This window comes from Bradyrhizobium lablabi, from assembly GCF_001440475.1.
Lineage (GTDB): Bacteria > Pseudomonadota > Alphaproteobacteria > Rhizobiales > Xanthobacteraceae > Bradyrhizobium > Bradyrhizobium lablabi.
Map to the genome: position 1 here is coordinate 23,436 of NZ_LLYB01000046.1, position 18,025 is coordinate 41,460.

The following is an 18,025-nucleotide window of genomic DNA, read 5'->3' on the forward strand; positions in this document are numbered from 1 at the left end:
GCTGGGAAACGTGAAGTCACGTCAGCCTGCGAACTTGCCGCCGAGTTCATCCTCGATGTGGATCCGAATGATGTCGTCGAACGTCTTCTCGGCGGTGGTGAAGCCGAGCTTGAGCGCGCGGTCGGTGGAGAAGTCGCGCGGCCAGCCGGACACGATGCCGATGATGGTCGGATCGGGCACGCGCTTGATGCGCGCGGTGACGTTCTTGCCGGCGACGCGGTCGAGTGCTGCGATCTGTTCGCCGACGGTCACGGACATGCCGGGCATGCTGAGATTGCGTCGCGGGCCCATCGCGTCGAGATCCATGGTGCCGGCGTGAACCAAAAAGCCGACCGCCGATTTCGGCGAGGCGTGCCAGTGCCGGACATCCTCGGAGACCGGCAGGATGGCCTCCTCGCCCGCCAGCGGCTCGCGGATGATGTTGGAGAAGAAGCCGGATGCCGCCTTGTTCGGCTTGCCCGGCCGCACGCAGATCGTCGGCAGGCGGATCGAGATGCCGTCGAGCAGACCCTTGCGGGTGTAGTCGTTGATCAGGAGTTCGCAGATCGATTTCTGCGTGCCGTAGCTCGTCAGCGGGGTATGAAAGAACTCGTCGCCGATCTTTTCCGGGAACGGCGCGCCGAACACCGCGATCGAGGACGTGAACACCAGCCGCGGCTTGTAGCCGCCGCCGGCGTGGCGGATGGCGTCGATCAGATAGCGCGTGCCGTCGAGATTGATCCGGTAGCCCTTGTCGAATTCGGCTTCCGCCTCGCCCGAGACGATGGCGGCGAGATGAAAGATCACTTCCGGGCGACCGGCGATCAGCGGAGCCGCAGCCCCCGCATCGGCAAAATCGGAAGCGACGACCTCAATCGGGATCGAGGCATTGGCGGGCTTGGTGGGCGCCACCACGTCCTGCAGCGTCATGCGGGTGATTTCGCGCTTGCCGAGGCGGCCGTCGCGCAGCAGCCGGTCGGTCAGCTTGCGGCCGACCATACCGGCGGCGCCGAGAATTAGAATGTGCAAGACCCGTCTCCTTTTTGAACTCTTCTATAGCGTTTTCAAGCGAAGTAGGAACCGGTTCGCGTGAAGAAAACGCGTCAAGAGATAATGTCAGACCCGGGCCTTAAAGCGCTCACTCTTTCACGGCTCCCGTCATGGCCGACACATAGTGCTCGACGAAGAAGGCGTAAAGGATGACGAGCGGCAAGGAGCCCGCCAGCGCGCCCGCCATCAGCGAGCCCCAGCGGTAGACGTCGCCATCGACGAACTCGTTGACGATCGCGACCGGCACGGTCTTGTTCGCGGTCGATTGAAGGAAGGTGAGCGCGTAGATGAACTCGTTCCAGCACAGCGTGAAGCAGAAGATGAAGGCCGAGATCAGGCCGGGCACGGCAAGCGGCAGCACGATCTTGATCAGGATCTGCCAGCGGCTGGCGCCGTCGATCAGCGCACATTCTTCCAGCTCGAACGGGATCGTCTTGAAGTAACCCATCAGCAGCCAGGTCGAGAAAGGAATCAGGATCGTCGGATAGGTCAGGATCAGCGCGAGCGGCGAGTCGAACAGCCCGTACTGGAATACGACGGTCGCGAGCGGAATGAACAGGATCGACGGCGGCACGAGGTAGGCCAGGAAGATCAGGCCGCCGACGAGGTTGGCGCCCTTGTAGCGCAGCCGCACGATCGCATAGGCGGCAAGCACGGATGCGACGATCGACAGGAAAGTGGCGCACACCGCCACATACATCGTGTTCCAGAGCCACATCGGATAATGGCTTTCGAACAGCAGTTTGTAGAAGTGCTTGAAGGTCGGATTCCAGGTCCAGAACGGGCTGTAGGTCTCCATGTCGAGGAGCTGCGCGTCCGGCTTCACGGCGGTGAGCGCCATCCAGTAGAACGGGAACAGCAGCACGAACACGATGATCGACAGCGGGAGATAGAGCGTCACCAGCCGGCGCGGCACCGACTGCAGATAGCTCATGCCCTCGGAATGGTCCGCGGTCGGCGCCGAAGCCGTCAGCACACCCTTGAGATTAACGTGCGTGGTCGGGAGGTCAGTCATTGTTTTCTCCCTGCTGCCACTTGCGGCGCTGCAATCCAAACCAGGAGACCATGATGGCCGCGAGGAGGAATGGGATCATGGCGCTGGCGATGGCGGCGCCCTCGCCCAGTTGCCCGGCGATGATCGCGCGCTGGTAGGACAAGGTGGCCATCAGGTGCGTGGCGTTCACCGGTCCGCCGCGGGTCATCGCCCAGATCAGCTGGAAGTCGGTGAAGGTGAACAGCACCGAGAAGGTCATCACGACCGCAATGATCGGCGTGAGCAAGGGATAGGTGATGTGGCGGAACATCTGCCAGCGCGATGCGCCGTCGAGCGTCGCCGCCTCGTAGAGCGAGGGCGACACCGTCTGCAGGCCCGCGAGCAGCGTGATCGCGACGAACGGCACGCCGCGCCAGATATTGGCGAAGATCACGCAGATCCGCGCCCATGTCGTATCGCCGAGGAAATTGATGTTCTGGTTGATGATGCCGAGATGCTTCAGCGACCACGAGATGATCGAAAACTGGGAATCGAAGATCCACCAGAAGGCCAGCGCCGACAGCACGGTCGGCACGATAAACGGGATCAGCACCGCGGCGCGCAGCATCGCCTTGAACGGCATGTTCTCGTTGAGCAGCAGCGCCAGATAAAGGCCGATGCCGAATTTGATGGCGCTGGCGACGAAGGTGTAGAGCAGCGTATTGAACACCGAGAGCCAGAAGATGGCGTCGTCCCACAGCCACTCGTAGTTCTCGATACCGATGAACTGCCCGACGCGGCCGATCTTGGTGTCGGTGAAGGACAGCCAGATGCCTAAGCCCAGCGGATAGGCCAGGAACAGGATCAGGAATGCCATCGCCGGCACCATGAACCAGAAGCCGAGCCAGTTCCTGTTGTGCTTGAGCTGGTCCCACGACGTCGCTTCGCGGACTTCCGTCTTGGCGCGTCTTGGCGCGATTGCAATGTCAGCCATGGGCGATGTCCCGTTTACGCCTTTGCCTTGTGCACGACCGCACCGGAAAATCCCCTACCCGCTTTCCCGGAGCTGCTCCAAACACCGATGGAGCGGACGGCGGTTGCCCGCCGCCCGCTTTCACATCTTACCGATAGATGCGCTTCAGCTGCCGCTCGGCCTCCGCCATGGCGGTCTTGGCATCCTTGGAGCCGGTGCAGTAGTTGGCGAACATGTCGACCACGATGAAGTCGGCAATCGCGGTCGCAGGCTTCTCGCCGACCTTGCCGATGCCGGAAGCCGGCAGCGCGCGTTTGGAGGCCTGAGCGAACACGGCGTTCTTCGGGTCGGCCGTCCACACCGGCGCGGCGTCATAGGCGTTGAGCGTGTGGGTCAGATAACCCCGCGCGCCGGTCAACCATTTATCGTAGTTTTCCTTCTCCAGCATGAAGGCGATAAAGGCCTTCGCGGCATTCGGATATTTCGTGAAGTTGAACGCCAGGATCGGCACGGCAAGCTGCAGTTCCGTCGGCTTGCCGATCGGCCCCACCGGCCACAGACCGTGATAGGTATCCTCGGCCAGCTCCTTCTTGCTGGCATCGTCCTTGGCCGCCACGTAGATCGAAATGCCGTTGGCCGTGCAGAACAATTCGCCGGCGAGGTAGGCCTTGTTGTTGGAGGAGTCGTTCCAGGACGCCGTACCGGGGACGAAGGTTTCGGAGAGCGTCTTGCAGTACTCCAGCGCCTTCATCGTTTCCGGCGAGTTGATGATGACCTTGTCGTCCTTGTCGACGGTCCAGGCGTTGTGGCCCCAGAGGATCCAGTGCAGCCAGGCGTTGGCGTCGCCCGAGGCATGGCCGAGCGCAAAGCCGGCCGGCGTGTTGTTCGCCTTCATCGCCTTGCACATTTCGAGGAAGCTCGGGAAGTCCTTCGGAAATTCCTTGAAGCCCGCCTTGTCGGTCGCGGACTTGCGGTAGGTCATGTAGCCGCCGATGGTGGCGACGGGAATGCCAAGCCAGTCATTGCCGAGCATGCAGGTCCTCTGCGCCGCGTCGGTCCAGCCGCCGTATTTCTTGCCGAGGTAATCGGCAACGTCGTTCAACTTCAGGACCTTGGTCGGGAACAGCTGCGGCAGCGTATGCAGACCCCAGGCGAGGTCGAGGCCCGAGCCGGTGTTGGCGGCCACGGAGGCCTTCGGCTGCACGTCCTCGAACGACTCGGAGAACACGTTCATCTCGGTGCCGGTCGCGGCCTTGAACGCGGCGACCATAGCGTTGAAGGCATCGTCTTCCGCCGGCACGAAACGCTTCCAGCGCATCACGGTCAGCTTGGCGCCGGATTCGGCCTTCCAGGGCGAGGTTTGCGCCCAGGCCTTGGCGAAATCGAACAGAGCCGGTCCGGTCAATGCGCCGGCCGCTGCTAGCGCGGTGCCACCCTGAAGCAGAGAGCGGCGGGTAAAGTCCTGCATAGTCCATCCTCCCTTTAGTATTTTTTGGTTATTGCTCAGCCACTTTAGTTATTGCTCAGCCATTCAGTCGCTTGCCCGTCGTCTCGTCGAACAGATGCACGAGTGACGGATCCGGCTTGAGCCGAACCTTGTCGCCCGGACTGAATTGATGCCGCTCGCGGAACACGGCGACCACCTGCTCTCCGCCGAGCTTGGCGAAGACCTGGGTTTCCGATCCCGTCGGCTCGACCACCACGATCTCGGCTTCGGCGCCGTCATCGGCGATGGTGAAATGTTCGGGCCGCACGCCGTAGACGGCCGGCTGGCCCTCGGAATTGGCGGGCGCGGTTTTCAGCGGCAGCTTGACGCCATTCGGGCCTTCGAAGCCCGCGCTGCCGTTCGACTTCACCTTGCCCTTGAGGAAGTTCATCGCCGGCGAACCGATAAAGCCCGCAACGAACTGGTTGGCCGGGGTGTCGTAGAGTTCGAGCGGGGTGCCCATCTGCTCGACGATGCCGTCGTGCATCACGACAATCTTGTCGGCCATGGTCATGGCCTCGATCTGGTCGTGGGTGACGTAGACGGTGGTGGTCTTCAGCCGCTGGTGCAGCTCCTTGATCTCGGTGCGCATCGCGACGCGCAGCTTGGCGTCGAGGTTGGATAGCGGCTCGTCGAACAGAAACACCTGCGGATCGCGCACGATGGCGCGGCCCATGGCGACGCGCTGGCGCTGGCCGCCCGACAACTGCCGGGGATAACGGTCGAGCAGCGGGGTGAGCGCGAGAATTTCAGCGGCGCGCTTGACGCCGGTTGAGATTTCCTCGGGCTTGGCGCCGCGCAGCTTGAGCGAAAAGCCCATATTGTCGGCGACCGTCATGTGCGGATAGAGCGCGTAGTTCTGGAACACCATGGCGATGTCGCGCTCTTTGGGCTGGACATTGTTGACCACGCGGTCGCCGATCGAAATCGTGCCGGAGGTGATGTTTTCGAGACCGGCGAGCATCCGCAGCAAGGTCGACTTGCCGCAACCGGAGGGGCCGACCAGCACGACGAATTCGCCATCCTCGATCGGGATCGACACGCCGTGCAAAACTTCAAAATTGCCGAACGACTTGCGCACGTCGCGAATCTGTACCGACGACATCGAATTCACTCCCCTCATTGTTCTGTTATTGGCGCCACAAGCGGGCGGCGACGCCTTGCTGTCTTTTCGACTCTAATGCCGGAAGCCGAATTCAACGGTCATTATCATCCGCAGTTTGGCGGTTTTTAGCAATCCGATGGTAGCGCTGTCAATAATTGTTCAAACGTCTAATCTGTTGTGGTATGAGCGCAAGATGGGACGAAAACAGACAAAGTCTGGCAAAATCCGCCTCACCGAGGTCGCCAAGCTGGCCGGTGTCAGCCCGATCACGGCGTCGCGTTTTTTCAGAAATCCCGAAGCGCTGTCGGAGAGCAAGCGGGAACGCGTCGATAGCGCGGTGAAGGAACTGGGTTATGTTCCCAACCTTGCCGCGCGCGCACTGGCCTCGCACCGTACCGAGGTCATCGGCGTCGTGATCCCGTCCCTCACCAACAACGTATTCGCCGATGTGTTGCGCGGCATCTACGATTCATCCGAAGGCAGCCGCTACTCCATTCAGCTCGCCAATACGCGCTACAGCATCCTTCAGGAGGAAAAGCTGCTGCGGCTGTTTCGGGCGCAAAAGCCCGCAGGGCTGATCGTCACGGGTATCAATCAGACTGCGGAATCGCGCACGATCCTGGAGTCGATGAATTGCCCGGTCACGCAGATCATGGAGATCGGCGACAGCCCGGTCGACATGATGGTCGGCTTTTCGCACTATGACGCCAGTTTTGCCGCGATCTCGCACATTCTGGAGCAAGGGCATCGTCGCATCGGATTTCTCGGCGCGCGAATGGATCCGCGCGTGCAGCGGCGGTTCGAGGGGTATCGTGATGCCATGAAGGCGGCATCCCTGTTCGATCCCAACCTCGTCGTCACCACCTCGGTGCCGACAACCGTGACGCTTGGCGGGACGTTGTTCGCCGATCTTCTGGCGCGCACGGCCGAGATCGACGCAGTATTCTGCGTCAACGACGACCTGGCGCTGGGCGTGCTGTTCGAATGCCAGCGCCGCCAGATCGCGGTACCGCGCGATCTCGCGATCGTCGGCTTCAACGACCTGGAGTTCATGGCGTCCGCGGTCCCCTCCCTCACTAGCGTCCGGACCAATCGCTATGAAATGGGACGGCACGCCGTCACCATGGTGATCGACGCGATCGAAGGCCGCCGGCCGCGAGAGCCCGTCCTCAACCTCGGCTTTCAACTCATGGTCCGCGAAAGCTCGATGCCGCAAACCACGTAACGATGACGTCAGACAGAACGTCGCAGCGGATGATGAAAATGGTAGCGCTACCTTTTGGAGCGAATTAGGATTGACTTACCGGAAACCGATCGGCGCGGGCGAGCACGTTTGCAGCAGATGAAATTTTCAGCATTGTGCAATCGCTGCCTCGATTTGAACCGCTCACCGGGTTTGCAGCGCGGGAGGAACCAATGAAAAAGAACGACAACAAGACTGCCACCAACGGCAAGGGCCGCCGACTGCGTTCCCTCGAATGGTTCGACAACCCGCACAATCCGGGCATGACGGCGCTCTATCTCGAGCGCTACCTGAACTACGGCCTGACCCGGGAAGAATTGCAGTCCGGCAAGCCGATCATCGGCATCGCCCAGACCGGCAATGATCTCTCGCCGTGCAACCGGCATCATCTCGAACTGGCGCATCGGGTACGCGAAGGCATCCGCGCGGCCGGCGGCATCGCGATGGAATTTCCGACGCATCCGATCCAGGAGACCGGCAAGCGGCCGACCGCGGCGCTCGACCGCAACCTTGCCTATCTCGGCCTGGTCGAAGTGCTGTTCGGCTATCCGCTCGATGGCGTGGTGCTGACCACCGGCTGCGACAAGACCACCCCCGCCTGCCTGATGGCGGCGGCGACGGTCAATCTGCCCGCGATCGTGCTCTCGGGCGGCCCGATGCTGAACGGCTGGTTCAACGGAGAGCGCACCGGATCCGGCACCATCGTCTGGAAGCAACGCGAACGGCTTGCCGCCGGCGAGATCGACTACAACGAGTTCATCGAAATCGTGGCCTCCTCGGCCCCGTCGGTCGGCCATTGCAACACGATGGGCACGGCGTCGACGATGAATTCGTTGGCGGAAGCGCTCGGCATGTCGTTGCCGGGATGCGCGGCGATCCCCGCGCCCTATCGCGAGCGCGGCCAGATCGCCTATGAGACCGGAAAGCGGATCGTCGAGATGGTCTGGGAGGACCTCAAACCCTCAGACATCCTGACCCGCAAGGCGTTCGAGAACTGCATCGCCGTGAATTCGGCGATCGGCGGCTCGACCAACGCGCCGATCCATATCAACGCGCTGGCGCGGCATATCGGCGTCGAGCTCTCGATCGACGACTGGCAGAAGCACGGCCACGACATCCCGCTGCTGGTGAACATGCAGCCGGCCGGCTTTTATCTCGGCGAGGAATATCATCGCGCCGGCGGCGTGCCGGCGGTGGTGCGCGAATTGATGGCGAAGAAGCGGATCCATGAAGACGCCGTCACGGTCAACGGGCGCACCATCGGCGAAAACTGCCGCGAGGCGCCCAAGCCCGACGGCGACGTGATCTGGAGCTACGACAAGCCACTGGTGAAGGACGCCGGCTTCCTGGTGCTGCGCGGCAACCTGTTCGATTCCGCGATCATGAAGACCAGCGTGATCTCCAAGGAATTCCGCGAGCGCTATCTGGTCAATCCGAAAGACCCGAATGCGTTCGAAGGCCGCGCCATCGTATTCGAAGGACCGGAGGATTATCACGACCGGATCGACGATCCCTCGCTCAACATCGACGAGCACTGCGTGCTGTTCATCCGCGGCGCCGGGCCGATCGGCTATCCCGGCGGCGCCGAGGTCGTCAACATGCAGCCGCCGGCGGCGCTGATCAAACGCGGCATCCTCTCGCTGCCCTGCATCGGCGACGGCAGGCAGTCCGGCACCTCGGGCTCGCCCTCGATCCTCAACGCCTCGCCGGAAGCTGCCGCCGATGGCGGACTTGCGATCCTGCGGACCGGCGACAAGGTTCGCATCGACCTCAACAAGGGCGACGCCAACATCCTGATCACGAGCGATGAACTGAAGAAGCGTCGCGCCGAGCTGAAGGACAAGGGCGGCTTCCCCTACCCGGCCAACCAGACGCCGTGGCAGGAGGTCTATCGCTCGACCGTCGGCCAGCAGGCCACCGGCGCCTGCATGGAGCTCGCCACGCGCTATCAGAATATTGCCGGCACGGTCGGCGTGGCGCGGGATAATCACTAACGCGGACGCGTCATTGCGAGGAGCGTAAGCGACGAAGCAATCCATTCTTTCCGTTCCGTGGTGAGATGGATTGCTTCGCTCCGCTCGCAATGACGATCAATACGCATCGAGCCAAAATACTAGGAGAAGAAAATGTCAGATCGCCTGAAGGGCAAGCGCGCCTTCGTCACCGCCGCCGCCGTCGGAATCGGCCGCGCCTGCGCGGTGGCCTTTGCGCGTGAAGGCGCAACCGTATTCGCCACCGACGTCGACGAGGCCAAGCTTGCCGCGCTGAAGGGCGAAGGCATTGCAGAAGTGGCCAGACTCGACGTGCGCGACAGCGCCGCCGTCGCCGCCATGGCCAAACGCGCCGGCAAGACCGACATCCTGCTCAATGCCGCGGGTTTCGTGCATCACGGCACGGTGCTGGATTGCTCCGACGACGACTTTGATTTTTCGTTCGACCTCAACGTCAAGTCGATGCACCGCACGATCCGCGCCTTCCTGCCTGATATGCTGGAAAATGGCCGCGGCACGATCGTGAACATTTCGTCCGCCGCCGGCGTGTTCAAGGCCGCGCCGAACCGCTACGTCTATGGCGCGACCAAGGCCGCGGTCGCGGCGCTGACGCGCTCGGTCGCCACCGACTTCATCGCCAAGGGTATCCGCTGCAATTGCATCTGCCCCGGCACCGTCGAAACCCCGTCGATGCTCGATCGCGCGGCGGCTGCAGGCCCCAACGGCCGCGAGATGTTCATCGCGCGGCAGCCGATGGGACGGCTCGGCACCGCCGAGGAAATCGCGTCGCTCGCCGTCTATCTCGCCAGCGACGAGAGTGCATTCACGACGGGCGTCGCGCACGTCATCGACGGCGGCTGGACGTTGTGATCTCAACCTCTCCCCGCTCTTGGCGGGGAGAGGTCGGAAGCTTGGCGAAGCCAAGTTTCCGGGTGAGGGGCAAGGCAGGATCTCTCCGCGCAAATGTCGTCCACCGAATTCGCGGAAACAGCCCCTCACCCCGACCCTCTCCCCGCGAAGAGCGGGGCGAGGCAGCAGACCGCAGACGCCGCAGGATTCGAGGGAGAGGAAAAACACCTATGAACAAGATCGATCTGAACGGCCGTTGCGCCGTCGTCACCGGCGGCGCGCAGGGTTTTGGACGTGCGATCGCCGAGCGCTTCGTCGCATCGGGCGCCAAGGTCGCGATCTGGGATTTTGACCTGCCGCTTGCGGAAAAGACCGCCAGGGAAATCGGTCCGGCCGTCTCGGCCTTCAAGGTCGACGTGTCCGATCTCGCTGCCGTCGAGAAAACCCGCGACGAGACGCTGAAAGCGCTCGGCAAGATCGACATCCTCGTCAACAATGCCGGCATCGCAGGCGTCAACGCAACGGTGTGGGAAACCGACCTCGACGAATGGCGCAAGGTGATGCGCATCAATCTCGACGGTCCCTTCATCTGCTGCAAGGCCGTGGTGCCGGCGATGCTCAAGCAGAAATACGGCCGCATCGTCAACATCGCCTCGATCGCCGGCAAGGAAGGCAACCCCAACGCGGCGCATTATTCGGCCTCGAAGGCCGGCCTGATCGCGCTGACCAAGTCGCTCGGCAAGGAGCTCGCCCAGCACGACATTCTCGTCAACGCGGTGACGCCGGCAGCGGCGAAGACCGCGATCTTCGACCAGCTCACGCAGCAGCACATCGACTTCATGCTGTCGAAAATTCCGAAGGCGCGTTTCGTCCTCGTGGAAGAACTCGCGGCGATGGTGGCGTGGCTGGCGTCGGAGGATTGCGGGTTCTCGACGGGTGCGGTGTTCGACATTTCCGGCGGCCGGGCGACGTACTGATCTACTTCCACCACCCGACTGGGAGAGAGCGATGACCAGAGAAGGCGGGTGTTTCTGCGGCGCGGTGCGGTTCAAGGCCGAGGGCGAGCCGGTCAATGTCCGCATCTGCCATTGCCGCAACTGCCAGAAGGCGATGGGCTCGCCGTTCTTTGCCCGCGCGCTGTTCGACCAGCGGAATTTGACCGTCTCGGGCGATACCGCGCGCTATCCGTCCTCGGAAGCGCTCGACCGGGTGTTCTGCAAGGTTTGCGGGACAAGGCTGTTTTCCCGGCGCACCAACGGCACCGTCGTCGGCGTGGCGCTCGCCGCCTTCGACGACCGCAACGCCTTTGCGCCGACCGAGCACATCTGGGTCTCGGAAAAGATCGCCTGGGTGCGGCTGGATGACGGTTTACCGCAATATCAGGAGACGGTTCCCCAGTAACAGCCCGTAGCCCGGATAAAGCGCCAGCGTAATCCGGGGTTGTTTCAGCGCGGCTGGACCGTTCCCGGATTGCGCTTCGCTGCATCCGGGCTACGATACCGCCTGCAACGGAGCAGACCGCTTGAACATCTCGCTGTATGCCATCTCCGTCTGGATCCTCCCCCTCCTGATCGCCATCACCTTCCATGAGGCGGCGCATGCCTTTGTCGCCTGGCGGCTCGGGGACAATACGGCCTGGCAACTCGGCCGGGTCAGCTTCAATCCGCTCAAGCATATCGATCCGTTCGGCACCGTGATTCTTCCGGGCGTGCTGGTGCTGTCGCATTCGCCGTTCGTGTTCGGTTATGCCAAACCGGTGCCGGTGAATTTCCGGAACCTGAACCATCCCCGGCTCGACATGGTTTGGGTGGCGCTGGCGGGCCCTGCCATCAACATCGTCCTGGCGGTGATCGCAGCCCTTGCCTTCCACGCCCTGCCCCTGGTACCGGCAGACGCCGCCAAATGGACCGCGGACAACTTCATAAATACGTTCCGGATCAATGTTCTGCTGGCGATCTTCAACATGATGCCGATCCCGCCGCTGGATGGCGGCCGGGTCGCCGTCGGGCTGCTGCCGCGGGTGCTGGCTTACCCGCTGTCGCGGCTGGAACCGTACGGGATGTTAATCCTGCTCGGTCTTTTGATCGTGCTTCCGGTCGTCGGCGCGCAACTCGGCCTAAATCTTGATGTTATTTCGGCGATACTGAGTTCACTTATCGGATATGTGAGCGGCGCGCTTCTCTTCATCACCGGTAACGCTTAAACTGCAGATAGAAACAGCACACAGGGAAGAACCGACCCGGACCATGGCGACAAAAGCTGCCGACATGTTGATTGCACGACGCGCCGATACCCGCGCGAGGGCAGATTTCGCGACCTGGAAAATGCTGGCCAAGCTTAACGGCTTCTCCGCCCTGCCCGCCGAGGCGCAAAGCTTTCTCGAGGGCTACCGGCAATTGCTGGCGAGGATGACGGAAGCGGATGCGTCCGAGGCCACCATCCAGCTCATGTACAAGAGCTATTATGCCGAGATGGGCGGCTCCGGAACGCCACCCGAGATTCCTTCGCGCGCGAGCGAGCCGGTCAAAGATGCCGGCAACGTCACCGCGTTCCGGCGGCCGCCGCCGCGGCCCAAGCCTGCCGTATCCGGACCTGCGACCAAACCACGGCTTCCGGTAGCGTTGATCTTTGCCTGCCTCGCCATTGTCTATGTCAGCATCCGCCTATACTGGCGCTGACACAGCCGCTTCGGACCACCATACTTCGGACCATCGTACTCATGGCCACGCCGCGTAGGACGGACCACTGCGCGCGTGCTCCAGTCTTATCTGCCGGCGATAGTTTCCGGGCGACGCGCCGCGGTACTTGCGGAAGAAGCGGTTGAAATAGGCGGGATCGCGAAAACCCAATCCGTATCCGATCTGCTCGACCGGAAGATCGAGCTGCTGCAGCCGCGTGCAGGCTTCGCGCAGCAGGCGCTCGTGGATGATCGCGCGCGGGCCGCAGTTTTTCTCGCGCTGGCAATGCGCATGCAGCTTGTCGGAGGTGACGCCGAGCGCATCCGCATAGCGCGCCACCGGCCAGCCGTCGCGGTAATGCAGTTCGACCATCTGCAGGAAATTGCCGACCAGCGCCGGACCGCCGCCGCGCGCCGCAACCTCGTGACGCTCGTCATGCGAGGCGCTGAGCCGCCAGAGCTGCAGACACAGCAGAAGCAGATGCGAGGAGATCAGCGTCGCGCCGCCAAAGCCGGGCGTGCGCAGCTCAGCCACGATGGCCCGGCAGGATTCGGCGACCGTATCGAGAGAGGGTGGAAGCGCTTCGCTTGATATCAGCGCAACGCGCTCGGTGGTCCTGCGCAGATGCAGCGCCTCGGCCGTGCCGGCGATGATCTTGATCAGGAAATCGTCGTCGACCGATAGCAGGAAGCCGTCCGCGCCGGGCCCCACTTCAATCGTCGCATCGGTGCTGCCTGGCAGCCAAAGCAGCGCCGGTGCCTCCAGTGCAACGCTGGTCCCGTGCCAGGATGCACGGCCGCGATCCGATTGCAGCAGCAACAGATGCGCCCGCCGCTCGGATTTCTGGCGGATCACCCACGATCGGGCCGCCAGCGCCGCCGAAAATGCCTCCGCACGCACTGCCAGCGCGATGCCGACCGGCAGTCCGTTCAGTGCTGGTGATGCCGACATGCCCAAATCTCTTAAGACAATTCAACCCTGAGACAATCCGCCGCCAGTGAACCGGGGCGTTTGCCAGAAAAGTACAATCTTTCCCCGGCTTCGTCCAATTCCAAGCCGCCCACGACCTCCCCTAACGTCAGGACGATCATGAGCGCCAGTTCAATGGCGCCGGTCGAAGCACCCCGGGAGGACAACATGACGACATTTTTGACGCGGCGTGCCGCCCTGCTGGCCGCCGCCACTTGCGCCGCCACCATCGGCCTCGCCGCCATCGCCGAAGCGCAAACCTCGATCAAGATCGGCTACGCGATCTCGCGCACCGGCCCGAACACCGGCGGTGCCGCCGTCACCACGATTCCCAACTACGAATTGTGGGTGAAGGAAGTGAATGCCGCCGGTGGCATCAAGCTCGGCGACAAGCGCGTTCCGATCGAGGTGGTGCACTATGACGACCGCTCCAACGCCGAAGAAGCGGTGCGCGCGCTGGAACGGCTGATCAACCAGGACAAGGTTGATTTCATCCTGCCGCCATGGGGCACCGGCCTCAATCTGGCTGTTGGACCGACGCTCAACCGCGAAGGCTATCCGCATCTCGCCGCGACGGCCGTGACCGACCGCGCGCCGGAACTCGCCAAGCGCTGGCCCAACAGCTTCTGGCTGCTCGGCACGTCAGCGGATGCCGCCAAATCGCTGGTCGAACTCCTGAACAAACTGCGCGACGAAAAGAAGATCGGTGACACGGTCGCGATGGTCAGCATCGCCGACGGCTTCGGCATCGATCTGTCCGGCGCGGCGCGGCCGGCGCTGACCAATGCGAAGTTCAAGCTCGCCTACGACAAGACCTATCCGATCGGCACGCAGGACCTGGCGCCGATCATCAACGAGATCAAGGCGCTCAATCCCGACGTCTTCATCGCCTTCAGCTATCCGCCGGATACGCTGGCGCTGACCGAGCAATCGCGCATTGCCGGGCTCAATCCGAAAGTTTTCTATACCGGCGTCGGCACCGCCTTCCCGCTCTACAAGCAAAAGTTCGGCAAGAACACCGAAGGCGTGATGGGCATCGGCGGCTGGAGCGGCGACAGCCCGGCGATCAAGGACTACCTCGCCCGCCACAAGGCCTCCGCCGCCAACGGCGCCGAGCCGGACCGCTGGGCGAGCGCGGTGACCTATGCGAGCCTGCAGATGCTGCAACAGGCGATCGAACGCGTCGGCAAGGTCGATCGCGCCGCCGTGATCAAGGATCTGCAGACCGGCACGTTCGATACCGTGATCGGCAAGGTCCAGCTCGAGAACAACATGCCGACGCGCTACTGGTGGGTCGGCCAGTGGCAGGATGGCGAGTTCTACGGCATCGCGCCGGCCGGCAACGAAGGCGCACGTCAAGCGATCGTGCCGAAGCCGGCGTGGGTGGCGCCGTAACCGCAAGATAGAGATACGGCCGGCTAAACCATGACCAACGCCATTCTGACCGGCCTGATGCTGGGCGGCATGTATGCGCTCATCGCCATGGGGCTCACGCTCCAGTACGGCGTTGCGCGCATCATGAACCTCTCCTACGGCGAGTTCCTGATCGCCGCCGCCTTTGCATCGCACTGGCTGTTCACGGGCTGGGCCGTCAGTCCCTTTGTCGGACTGGCGCTGGTCGTTCCCCTCGCCTTCGCGCTTAATTTCGTGATCTACAAGCTGCTGCTGACCCCGCTGGTGCGCCGCGCGCCGAACCGCGATGCGCTCGAGGTCGACAGCATTCTCGCAACCTTCGGGCTCACCTTCGTCATCCAGGGCTCGATGCTCGCGCTGTTCGGCGGGGCCTATTACAGCTATTCGTTCCTGGCCTTTCCGGTGCAGTTTCTCGGCGAGACGGTCGCGGTCAACCGCCTCACCGCGCTCGGCATCACCATCCTGCTCGGGCTGGCGCTCTATGCCGCACTGACGCGCACCCGAACCGGCACGGCGGTGCGTGCGGTCGCGGTCGATCCCTTTGCCGCTCAGCTTGTCGCGATCAATGTGCCGCAGGCCTCCGCGCTAACCTTTGCGCTCGGCGGCGCGCTGGTCGCAGCAGCCGGCGTGTTGGTCAGCACCTTCCTCACTTTCAGCGCATCGTCAGGTGTGGTCTTCACCATGAAGGCCTTGATCGTCGTCGTGATGGGCGGCGTCGGCAACATGCTCGGCTGCCTGGTGGCGGGGCTGGCGCTCGGCCTCAGCGAGGCGCTGGTCGCCTCCTATGTCGATCCCGGCCTGACCCTTGCGGTGAACTTTGCGCTGTTTCTCGCCGTGCTGCTGGTGAAGCCGGCCGGCCTGTTTGGCAGGGCGACACGATGAGCACGCGAACTGCAGGCCTTGGCGCCCTCGCACTTGCAGCACTCGCGCTGCTCGCGCTCGTGCCGCGGCTTGGCAATGCCTATTACCTCGCGCTAGCCATCAGCCTGCTGCAATACACCGTGCTGGCGACGGCCTGGGGCCTATTCTCAGGGCCCACGCGCTATGTCTCACTGGCGACGACCGCCTTCTTCGGCGTCGGGGCCTATACGGTTGCCGTGCTCGGCGAGATCCTGCCCTGGCCGCTGGTGCTGCTGATCGCCGCGGCGCTCGGCGCCATCGTCGCGGCCATCGTCGGGCTGTCGACGCTGCGCCTGAGCGGCGTCTACTTCGTCATCTTCACCTTTGGTCTCACAGAACTGATCCGCCAGCTCGTGGTCTGGTTCGAGGTCAACAAATCGCGCGTGCTCGGGCGCTACGTCTTCGTCAACATCACCCAGGCCGATATCTACTGGCAATTGCTGGCGCTGACCGCCGCCGTGTTCCTGCTGGGCTGGCTGATCGCGCGCTCGCGCCTCGGCTTCGCGCTGCGCGTGATCGGCGAGGACGAGACGGTGGCAAAGCATTGCGGGATCAACACCACCTTCGCCAAGGTCGCCCTGTTCACGATCAGCGCCACGATCATGACGCTGGTTGGCGCGATCATGGCGCCGCGCTGGACCTATATCGAGCCATCGATCGCCTTCAACTCGATGATCTCGTTTCAGGTGCTGATCATGGCGCTGCTCGGTGGCGCGCACCGGCTGTGGGGTCCGGTGCTCGGCGCCGTGCCGCTGACGCTGCTGTTCGAACTCCTGAGCGCGCGCTTTCCGAACACGTTCACGATCATCCTCGGCTGCATCTTCCTGTTGATCGTCTACATGCTGCCAAGAGGCGTCGCGGGATTGTTCGAGAAACTGTCGACGACGTCCGCCGGCAAAACCACGCAACGGGTGGCCACATGAGCCAGGGCTCCCAAACGCGTGTACTCGAAATCGACGGCCTGCGGCGCGCGTTCGGCGGGCTGGTGGCGGTGAACGATCTCGGCTTTTCGGTCGAACAAGGCGAAATCATGGGCCTGCTCGGTCCCAACGGCTCCGGCAAAACCACAGCGCTCAATTTGATATCGGGCGTATTGCGCCCCGATGCCGGCACGATCCGCCTGATGGGCCAGGACATCGCCGGCCTTGCGTCATACCGGATCGCCCGGCTTGGACTGGCCCGCACATTCCAGCTCGTCCGCGTGCTCGACGGCATGGACTGCCGCGAGAACATCAAGGCGGGGCTGGCGTTCCAGAAACCTCATTTGCCGGCCGCCGAGGCCGAGCTTCGGATCGACACGCTGCTCCATCGGGTCGGCCTTGCCGGACACGACCTGCGCCTTGCGGCCAACCTCACCTATATCGACCGCAAGCGTCTGGAGCTTGCCCGCGCCCTCGCGGCAAAGCCGCGGCTGCTGCTGCTCGACGAGTGGCTCGCCGGGCTCAACCCTTCCGAACTGGCGATCGGCATTGACCTGATCCGGTCGTTGAAGGCGGACGGCATCACCATCGTGCTGGTCGAGCATGTGATGGCTGCGGTGCGCGCCCTTTGCGACCGCTGCATCGTGATGAGCAGCGGCCGCAAGATCGCGGACGGTGCAACCGCGGACGTGCTGAGCGATGCCGCTGTCGTCAAGGCCTATCTCGGCGGGGTGGTCGCCGATGCTTGAGGTCAAAAATCTCAGCCTCGCCTATGGCCTGCACCGCGCGCTCGACGGCGTCGCGCTCGATGTCGGCCGTGGCGAGATCGTCACGATCCTCGGCGCCAATGGCGCTGGTAAAACCTCGCTTCTGAAAGCGATCGCAGGCGTCGTGCGTACGCTGCCCGGCAAGCAGGTGAGCCTCGGCGGCCGAGACATTTCCGTGCTTCCCGCACACGAGATCGTCGAAAGCGGGCTGGCGCTGGTGCCCGAGGGCCGCGGCATCTTCGGCGATCTCACCGTGAAGGAAAACCTCCTGCTCGGCGCCAACCCGAAGCGCGCCCGCGACGGCGAAGCGGCGCGGCGCGACCAGGTGTTTTCGCTGTTTCCGCGGCTGCGCGAGCGCGCCGCCCAGATCGCCCGCACCATGAGCGGCGGCGAGCAGCAGATGCTCGCGATCGGCCGCGCGCTGATGTCCAATCCAGACATTCTGCTGCTCGACGAGCCGTCGCTCGGGCTCTCGCCTGCGATGGTACAGGAATTGTTCGCCACCTTGCGTCGGGTGCGCGAGGCCGGCGTCGGATTGCTGCTGGTCGAGCAGAACGCGCAGGAAAGCCTGCGGATCGCTGACCGCGGCTACGTGCTCGAAAACGGCATCATCGTCGGCCATGGCACCGCCGATCATCTGAAGTCCGATCCCGCCGTCCAGCGGGCCTATCTCGGCGGCGTGCCGCCGGCCACCGCATCATCATCGTAGCGCCCTGCTTGAGGAGAGAA

General features: G+C 63.3%; 18 protein-coding genes. 12 read left to right on the forward strand and 6 right to left on the reverse strand.

Going from position 1 to position 18,025, the window contains the following annotated elements; genetic code table 11:
* Positions 1 to 21: 21 nt before the first annotated feature.
* The 5 genes from denD to CQ14_RS05750 form a co-directional block, all read right to left on the reverse strand.
* Complete coding sequence (denD, locus tag CQ14_RS05730; protein ID WP_057856964.1) at positions 22 to 1,008, reverse strand: D-erythronate dehydrogenase; 987 nt, start codon at positions 1,006 to 1,008, stop codon at positions 22 to 24.
* A 109-nt stretch (positions 1,009 to 1,117) separates the two neighbouring features.
* Entirely contained in the window at positions 1,118 to 2,044 is a 927-nt protein-coding gene (locus CQ14_RS05735) for a carbohydrate ABC transporter permease (RefSeq protein ID WP_057856965.1), read from the reverse strand.
* Entirely contained in the window at positions 2,037 to 2,996 is a 960-nt protein-coding gene (locus CQ14_RS05740; protein WP_057856966.1) for a carbohydrate ABC transporter permease, read from the reverse strand. The genes CQ14_RS05735 and CQ14_RS05740 overlap by 8 nt, the downstream gene beginning before the upstream one ends.
* Before the next feature lie 127 nt (positions 2,997 to 3,123).
* Complete coding sequence (locus CQ14_RS05745) at positions 3,124 to 4,443, reverse strand: ABC transporter substrate-binding protein (RefSeq protein ID WP_057856967.1); 1,320 nt, start codon at positions 4,441 to 4,443, stop codon at positions 3,124 to 3,126.
* Between the two features lie 55 nt (positions 4,444 to 4,498).
* Positions 4,499 to 5,566, reverse strand: a complete 1,068-nt coding sequence (locus tag CQ14_RS05750) for an ABC transporter ATP-binding protein (RefSeq protein WP_057856968.1) — start codon at positions 5,564 to 5,566, stop codon at positions 4,499 to 4,501.
* A 193-nt stretch (positions 5,567 to 5,759) separates the two neighbouring features.
* Between CQ14_RS05750 and gntR the strand changes: the two genes are divergently transcribed.
* From gntR to CQ14_RS05785, 7 genes are all read left to right on the forward strand, one after another.
* Entirely contained in the window at positions 5,760 to 6,791 is a 1,032-nt protein-coding gene (gntR, locus tag CQ14_RS05755) for an HTH-type transcriptional regulator GntR (RefSeq protein ID WP_057857210.1), read from the forward strand.
* Between the two features lie 191 nt (positions 6,792 to 6,982).
* Positions 6,983 to 8,803: an IlvD/Edd family dehydratase gene (locus CQ14_RS05760; RefSeq protein WP_057856969.1), complete on the forward strand. Its 1,821-nt coding sequence runs from the start codon at positions 6,983 to 6,985 to the stop codon at positions 8,801 to 8,803.
* Positions 8,804 to 8,935: 132 nt separating this feature from the next.
* A complete protein-coding gene (locus CQ14_RS05765) occupies positions 8,936 to 9,670 on the forward strand; it encodes an SDR family oxidoreductase (protein WP_057856970.1) in 735 nt (244 codons plus the stop codon).
* A 209-nt stretch (positions 9,671 to 9,879) separates the two neighbouring features.
* Positions 9,880 to 10,626 carry an SDR family NAD(P)-dependent oxidoreductase gene (locus CQ14_RS05770; protein WP_057856971.1) on the forward strand — a complete coding sequence of 249 codons (747 nt, stop codon included), beginning with the start codon at positions 9,880 to 9,882 and terminating at the stop codon, positions 10,624 to 10,626.
* Positions 10,627 to 10,657: 31 nt separating this feature from the next.
* A complete protein-coding gene (locus CQ14_RS05775; protein WP_057856972.1) occupies positions 10,658 to 11,050 on the forward strand; it encodes a GFA family protein in 393 nt (130 codons plus the stop codon).
* Positions 11,051 to 11,171: 121 nt separating this feature from the next.
* Positions 11,172 to 11,852 (forward strand): site-2 protease family protein, encoded by a 681-nt coding sequence (locus CQ14_RS05780; RefSeq protein ID WP_057856973.1) that lies wholly within the window; start codon positions 11,172 to 11,174, stop codon positions 11,850 to 11,852.
* A gap of 43 nt (positions 11,853 to 11,895) precedes the next feature.
* Entirely contained in the window at positions 11,896 to 12,327 is a 432-nt protein-coding gene (locus CQ14_RS05785) for a hypothetical protein (protein WP_156434709.1), read from the forward strand.
* A gap of 39 nt (positions 12,328 to 12,366) precedes the next feature.
* Here the strand turns inward: CQ14_RS05785 and CQ14_RS05790 are convergent, their stop codons facing one another.
* Positions 12,367 to 13,278: a helix-turn-helix domain-containing protein gene (locus CQ14_RS05790; protein WP_057856974.1), complete on the reverse strand. Its 912-nt coding sequence runs from the start codon at positions 13,276 to 13,278 to the stop codon at positions 12,367 to 12,369.
* Positions 13,279 to 13,464: 186 nt separating this feature from the next.
* Here CQ14_RS05790 and CQ14_RS05795 point away from each other — a divergent pair, with 186 nt between their 5' ends.
* The 5 genes from CQ14_RS05795 to CQ14_RS05815 are packed head-to-tail and all read left to right on the forward strand — an operon-like array spanning position 13,465 to position 18,005.
* Entirely contained in the window at positions 13,465 to 14,691 is a 1,227-nt protein-coding gene (locus CQ14_RS05795) for an amino acid ABC transporter substrate-binding protein (protein WP_057856975.1), read from the forward strand.
* 30 nt (positions 14,692 to 14,721) lie between these two features.
* Entirely contained in the window at positions 14,722 to 15,591 is an 870-nt protein-coding gene (locus tag CQ14_RS05800; protein WP_245320209.1) for a branched-chain amino acid ABC transporter permease, read from the forward strand.
* Positions 15,588 to 16,532, forward strand: coding sequence for a branched-chain amino acid ABC transporter permease (locus CQ14_RS05805; protein ID WP_057856976.1), 945 nt, complete (start codon positions 15,588 to 15,590; stop codon positions 16,530 to 16,532). The genes CQ14_RS05800 and CQ14_RS05805 overlap by 4 nt, the downstream gene beginning before the upstream one ends.
* Positions 16,529 to 17,278 carry an ABC transporter ATP-binding protein gene (locus tag CQ14_RS05810; protein ID WP_057856977.1) on the forward strand — a complete coding sequence of 250 codons (750 nt, stop codon included), beginning with the start codon at positions 16,529 to 16,531 and terminating at the stop codon, positions 17,276 to 17,278. The genes CQ14_RS05805 and CQ14_RS05810 overlap by 4 nt, the downstream gene beginning before the upstream one ends.
* The gene (locus CQ14_RS05815; RefSeq protein ID WP_057856978.1) at positions 17,271 to 18,005 is read left to right on the forward strand and encodes an ABC transporter ATP-binding protein; all 735 of its coding nucleotides are present in this window, start codon (positions 17,271 to 17,273) and stop codon (positions 18,003 to 18,005) included. Before CQ14_RS05810 ends, CQ14_RS05815 begins: the two co-directional genes overlap by 8 nt.
* The last annotated feature ends 20 nt before the right edge of the window (positions 18,006 to 18,025 follow it).